This window comes from Paenisporosarcina sp. P4_E4_2, from assembly GCF_056401595.1.
In genome coordinates this window covers 1-6,301 of record NZ_JBFUJC010000181.1, presented here as the reverse complement: position 1 = coordinate 6,301, position 6,301 = coordinate 1, and the positions used below count along the sequence as shown (strand labels likewise).

At 41.6% G+C, this 6,301-nt stretch carries 5 protein-coding genes, 1 other RNA gene and 1 other annotated feature; of the genes, 2 read left to right on the top strand and 4 right to left on the bottom strand.

Annotation, left to right across the window (positions count from 1 at the left end; translation table 11 throughout):
• The coding region (locus tag AC1DSB_RS12680; RefSeq protein WP_477586827.1) for an AAA family ATPase at window positions 1-436 on the top strand (436 nt) is incomplete at its 5' end.
• Window positions 437-636: 200 nt separating this feature from the next.
• Here the strand turns inward: AC1DSB_RS12680 and AC1DSB_RS12675 are convergent.
• The 4 genes from AC1DSB_RS12675 to hisS all read right to left on the bottom strand — a co-directional run bounded on the left by AC1DSB_RS12675 (window position 637) and on the right by hisS (window position 4,802).
• Complete coding sequence (locus AC1DSB_RS12675) at window positions 637-1,401, bottom strand: tRNA threonylcarbamoyladenosine dehydratase (protein WP_477532378.1); 765 nt, start codon at window positions 1,399-1,401, stop codon at window positions 637-639.
• A gap of 96 nt (window positions 1,402-1,497) precedes the next feature.
• Window positions 1,498-1,681, bottom strand: a non-coding RNA gene (gene ssrS, locus AC1DSB_RS12670) — 6S RNA.
• A 44-nt stretch (window positions 1,682-1,725) separates the two neighbouring features.
• A complete protein-coding gene (gene aspS, locus AC1DSB_RS12665) occupies window positions 1,726-3,513 on the bottom strand; it encodes an aspartate--tRNA ligase (protein WP_477532377.1) in 1,788 nt (595 codons plus the stop codon).
• Window positions 3,510-4,802: a histidine--tRNA ligase gene (gene hisS / locus AC1DSB_RS12660; protein ID WP_477532376.1), complete on the bottom strand. Its 1,293-nt coding sequence runs from the start codon at window positions 4,800-4,802 to the stop codon at window positions 3,510-3,512. Before hisS ends, aspS begins: the two co-directional genes overlap by 4 nt.
• Before the next feature lie 55 nt (window positions 4,803-4,857).
• Window positions 4,858-5,097: a binding site (T-box leader), on the bottom strand.
• A 117-nt stretch (window positions 5,098-5,214) separates the two neighbouring features.
• Here hisS and AC1DSB_RS12655 point away from each other — a divergent pair.
• The coding region (locus AC1DSB_RS12655; protein WP_477586826.1) for an SH3 domain-containing protein at window positions 5,215-6,301 on the top strand (1,087 nt) is incomplete at its 3' end.

The window sequence follows — 6,301 nt, the reverse complement described above, 5'->3', positions numbered from 1 at the left end:
CGAAGATATCGGCGTTGCAAATCCAGCAGTTGGCGCGCACGTTCTTGCGAGCATCCAGGCAGCTGAACGATTGGGGTTGCCGGAAGCTCGCATTCCGTTGGCAAATGCTGTCGTGGAAATGTGTTTATCGGAGAAATCCAATTCAGCTTATAAAGCCATTGATGCTGCCATTGCTTCCATTCATGCCGGAAAAGTTGGCGATATCCCGAGCCATCTCAAAGATACACATTATGCAGGAGCAGCTGCACTCGGACACGAAGGATATTTATATCCGCACAACACACCGATTGGATCATTTGGCGGTTGGGTCAATCAAACCTATCTGCCTGACAATTTGATTGGTTCGAAGTATTACAATCCGGTGCTCGCGGGCGAAGAAAAGAAACTCGCGGGTATTTATCAAAAGTTGGAATCATTTAAAGGAAAGAAGACCTGAATCGCCAGCGAGCGGCTCAGGTCTTTTTATGTGTTGTGGTGAAGAATTAGGAGGAAATTGGTTAGTTGCCCCTATAAACGTGAAAGTTGCCCCATTCCGCACAAAAGTTGCCCCTATCGATCGAATAGTTGCCCCTATCCCCTAATTCATCACAAGAAAAAAGGCCACCCCAATTAAACTTGAAGGGTCGCCTTCTCAAATTAATTAGAACGTACGCGTTTTATCGGAATTTCTTTTGTAATATCGTTAATAACCCAGCTTGCTGCCACTAATCCGGCAACAGACGGTACGAATGCGTTCGACGATGGTGGCATTTTTGCCTTACGAATTTTCGCATCCGGCTTACCGACTGTTTCCACCACATCTTCTCGAACGACAATCGGGCTTTCATCAGAAAAAACAACAGGAATTCCTTTATAGATTCCTTCTTTACGAAGTTTTGTACGAATCACTTTTGCCAAGGGATCCGTATGTGTTTTAGAAATATCAGCAATTTTGAAGCGTGTAGGGTCGGTTTTATTTGCTGCCCCCATACTTGAAATGATTTTGACGCCTCGAGCCAGACATTCTTTCATTAAATGGATTTTGTAAATGATAGTATCAGAAGCATCAATCACGTAATCCAAGTTATGGCTGAAGAATTCTTCGTATGTTTCTTCTGTATAGAACATGTGCAAATCATGTACTTCACATGCAGGATTGATGTCCAAAATTCGTTCCTTCATTACTTCGGACTTCGAGCGTCCTACTGTTGATGTATAAGCAACCAATTGGCGATTGATGTTTGTAATATCTACATTGTCTTTATCAACGAGGATGATTTTCCCGATGCCGCTTCTTGCACATGCTTCCGCAGCAAAAGAACCTACGCCTCCAACACCCAAAATAGCGACTGTCGTGTTTTTTAGCAGGTCGACACCTTCAGTACCTATGGCTAATTCATTTCGTGAAAATTGGTGTAACATATGATGTCCTCACAATCTATATCGTTTTAGTCGGGATTGTAATCATTAAAAACCCTCTAGCTTGAAACAAGCTAGAGGGATTATTCATAATGTAGGACGAATCCCAATCGTGCCGTCATTATGAAGCGTATCGTTTTGAACCCGCACACAGCAGGTGGGTATCCACTTTACAACTTATAACGTCCCCTGGGGGCATGTTAGCCATTATAAAAGGAGGATTCCCGACGATATTATTGTTCGGTCAAAAGCGATTGGCAATTAACGAACACATCAGGATTCGTGTTACAAGTATCCTATCATATCTATTTTAGAAATTCAAGCCTCTTATTCACCTGATTTTAGATTTTTCTGAATACTAATTGCCAATGATAAATCTTTCAATTGTTCTTCCGAGACTGGGCTTGGTGCTTTTGTTAAAATATCGCTGGCACTCGCAGTTTTAGGGAAAGCAATTGTGTCACGTAAGTTTGTGCGACCAGCCAATAACATAACTAATCGGTCCAATCCTAATGCAATACCACCGTGCGGAGGTGTTCCATACTCAAACGCTTCAAGCAAAAAGCCGAACTGAGCTGTCGCTTCTTCCTGAGAGAAACCAAGAATACTGAACATTTTTTCTTGCACATCACGTTCATAAATACGCAGTGATCCGCCACCTAGCTCATAGCCATTTAACACTAAGTCATAGGCTTGTGCGCGGACGCTTGCTGGGTCCGTATCCATTAATTCGATGTCTTCAACGAAAGGCATCGTGAATGGATGGTGAGCTGCATAATAACGACCTTCCTGATCGTCATATTCAAATAACGGCCAATCAATAATCCATAAGAAAGCAAATTTGCTTTCATCGATCAATTGAAGTTCTTTTCCTAATTTCATGCGAAGCGAACCTAAAGCATCGGCAACAACCGATTTTTTGTCTGCAACAAACAACAATAAATCTCCTGCTTCAGCGCTTAGTGTTTGAACTAATTTCTCGCCGGCTTCACCTTCAAAGAATTTAGCGATTGGTCCTTTCAATCCTTCTGCGTCGACTTTTAACCACGCAAGACCTTTCGCACCGTAGCGACCGGCAAACTCACCTAACGCATCGATATCTTTTCGTGAATAATTGTCAGCTGACCCTTTGACATTGATTGCCTTCACTTGGCCACCATTTTCAACGGCACCAGCAAATACTTTGAATGAAGAATCCGCAACCAATGCTGATACGTCCTGAAGTTCAAGACCAAAACGGACATCAGGTTTATCAGAACCGAATCGATCCATTGCCTCTGTGTATTTCATGCGTCGGAAAGGCGTTTCAATTTCAATGCCTTTGACGTCTTTCATCATTTTCTTCATCATGCGTTCGTTCATTTCAAGAATATCTTCCATTGACATGAAGCTCATTTCCATGTCGATTTGAGTAAATTCAGGTTGACGGTCTGCACGTAAATCTTCATCGCGGAAACAACGCGCAATCTGGTAGTATTTTTCAAAGCCTGACACCATCAGCATTTGTTTGAACAATTGAGGTGATTGTGGCAATGCGTAAAATTCACCGTCATGCACACGGCTTGGTACTAAATAGTCACGTGCTCCTTCCGGTGTTGATTTCGTAAGGATTGGTGTTTCTACTTCAAGGAATGTTTCTTCATCCAAGAATCGTCGAATCGATTTTGTTACTTCTGAACGCATTTTAAATGTTTCATACATTACAGGACGGCGAAGGTCTAAATAACGATATTTCAATCGTAAGTCTTCGCTGACATCTGATTGGTTTTCAATCGCAAATGGTGGATTTTTCGCTTCATTAACAATGGTCACAAGATTTGCCTGAACTTCGATACGTCCCGTTACCATGTTAGGATTCACTTGTGATTCTTGACGGGCAACTACTTCCCCGCTCACTTCAACGACAAATTCATTACGTAATTTGTCTGCGATAGCCAACGCTTCCTGGGAAATGTCCGGGTTGAAAACAATTTGTACGATGCCCGAACGGTCGCGAAGATCCACGAAAATCAATCCGCCCAAATCACGTCTTTTTTGAACCCATCCTTTTAATACGACTTGTTGCCCAATTGCCTGTTCTGCTACTTCTCCACATGGATGTGTACGTTTTGTCATGCTAATTCCTCCATTGCTCTAGTTGCGATTTCTTCAAATTGTTCAACAATTTCATCGAATGCCAATTCCTGCTGCGTACCATTTGCTAAATATTTCAGTGAAACTTTGCCCGTTTCCAGTTCATTATCTCCGATAACTACTGAGAATTTTGCGTTCAGACGATCGGCCGATTTCATTTGTGCTTTCACTTTACGGTCTAAGTAATCCATTTCCGCTGAAATATTGTTTTGACGAAGTTGGGAAACGAATGAAACGGCTTTATCTTTCGCAGCTTCACCCATTGCTACCACATAAAAGTCGAGTGAATCGCTATTTGTGTACGATTCACCTTCTGCTTCCAATGCCAATAATAATCGTTCGATACTCATACCAAAGCCAATCCCAGGAGAATCTGGTCCACCTAGTTCTTCGACTAACCCATTATAGCGGCCACCGCCACAAAGAGTCGTTATGGCGCCAAAGCCTTCACCTTCACTCATGATTTCAAAAGCTGTGTGATTGTAATAATCAAGACCACGTACTAAATTCGGATCGAGTTCATATTTAATCGATAAAATATCAAGGTAGTGTTTTACTTTTTCAAAATAAGTCAGAGATTCTTCATTTAAGTAGTCCGGTAATTGAGGAGCTGTACCCATTAATGGATTCTCACGGTCTACTTTGCAATCAAGAATACGAAGCGGATTTTTTTGCAGACGGTTTTGACAGTCCGAACAAAATTCTTGGATGTGAGGAGCAAAGTGAGCAATTAATGCATCACGGTGAGCTTGTCGGCTTTCTGTATCTCCTAAAGAGTTGAGAACCAATTTGATTTTCTTCAATCCTGCTTTTTTATAGACATTCATAGCAAGTGCCATGACTTCAGCATCAATTGCTGGATCTTTACTTCCGATTGCTTCAACGCCGAATTGTACGAATTGACGGTAGCGACCCGCTTGTTGACGCTCATATCGGAACATCGGACCCATGTAATATAATTTAACCGGTTGATTAGGCAGTCCGAATAATTTATTTTCTACAAATGAACGTACGACTGATGCTGTTCCCTCAGGGCGTAAAGTTAAGGAGCGATCGCCTCTGTCGGTAAACGTGTACATTTCTTTTTGTACGATATCTGTCGTATCCCCTACACTTCGCGTGAACAGTTCAGTATGTTCAAAAATAGGTGTACGGATTTCCTTATACTGAAACAACCGACACGTATCCCGAATTAATTCTTCAACTGCTTGCCACTTTTCTGTTTCACCTGGCAGTAAATCTTTTGTTCCTCTTGGCACATTAATCGACATATTAATGTCTCCTTTCATGGACAATATAAAAAGCTCCCGCCCCTTGCGCAAAAACGCAAGGGACGAGAGCTAATGTTAGCTTCCGCGGTTCCACCCTAATTGACACAAAAAGCTTGTGTCCTCTCAAGTCCGGATAACGACCGGTTCCGTTTCCGCCTACTGCACCGCGAGGGTATTTCGACGAAAAACCTACCAAGTGTTGTTCACTGAGTGCTTCTGTAGGAAAGATTTCAGCCACGTCTTTCCCTCTCTTAACAGCGTATTAAACAGCTACTTTCTTGGTCATTGGCAATTTGTTTGATTCAGATTATACCTTATCTTAATGACTGTCGTATGAGATGTCAACCTTTTTTCAGAAAGCTATAGTTTTTTCAGCCAACAGTCTTTACAATGTAAAAAAAGGAGGGATTTTATGACAAAATTTCAACTTCGACAAAATCGGCAAATTTTAGTAGCACTATTTTTATTATTATCTCTTATCCTACCTTCATCTATACAAGCTGAAGGTGAAAATGTCCAGTCGACTGTATCAAATTTACATTTACGTTCAGGACCGGGACTTGCCTATCCGATTATTGCTTCTATGGAAATGGGCGATCAAATGCTAGTTCTTGAACAACAGGGTGATTGGTTAAAGGTTCGTCGTGGTACTTCTGAGGGATGGGTTGCATCTTGGTACACGAAGCAATTGGGTGAAAAGAAACAAGCGACCGGACAACTTGTTGTTTCTAAAGTAGATAGATTAAATGTCCGTTCCCAACCTTCGATTGATGCAGCGGTCCTGGCAAAACTTTCTGCCGGCGATCAAGCGACACTGTTGACTGATCATGGAAAATGGGCTGAAATTTCCTTTAATCAAGTTAAAGGTTTTGTTGCGAAAGAATACATAACGGTTCAAACAAACGATTCTAAGCCTTCCAAGCAAAGCGCGAAGAAAGAAAATCAGTTCGAAGTTTCAGTTGATAGTCTTAACGTCCGTTCCAAACCAGATTTAACAGCAWAAAAAGTTGCCAACGTCAATAAAGGGGAACGTTTTAAAATTATTGAAAAACAACACAATTGGGTGAATATCGAACTTTCATCTAATGAAAGTGGCTGGGTCTATTCTTTTTATGGCACATTGACTGCAACTGCCAGTACTGCTTCTTCCGAGAAGCCGAAAAAAGAACAAGGTAGTAAAAAAACGAAAATCAAAAATATCTCTATCGTATACAATGGTACGAATTTGCGTTCCACCCCTGACACATCGGGTGAAGTCGTCTATCGTGCAAATGCTGGCGAATCATTTGAAACAACCGGACAAAATGGAGATTGGTATGAAGTAAAAACGCCAAATGGCACGAAAGGCTATGTTGCCAATTGGGTAATCTCTACCGATGCCTCTGAAAAAGAAACACACCAACAGAAATCAAAATCAAAACSTAAAAAAGGCACATTAAATGGATTAACCATCATTGTCGATCCTGGGCATGGTGGAAATGATCACGGCACTACAGGAG

What these genes read in the sequence shown, in the direction of transcription:
- AC1DSB_RS12675 (WP_477532378.1), bottom strand. Translation starts at nt 1,401, where the DNA reads ATGTTACACCAATTTTCACGAAATGAATTAGCCATAGGTACTGAAGGT.
- aspS (WP_477532377.1), bottom strand. Translation starts at nt 3,513, where the DNA reads ATGACAAAACGTACACATCCATGTGGAGAAGTAGCAGAACAGGCAATT.
- hisS (WP_477532376.1), bottom strand. Translation starts at nt 4,802, where the DNA reads ATGTCGATTAATGTGCCAAGAGGAACAAAAGATTTACTGCCAGGTGAA.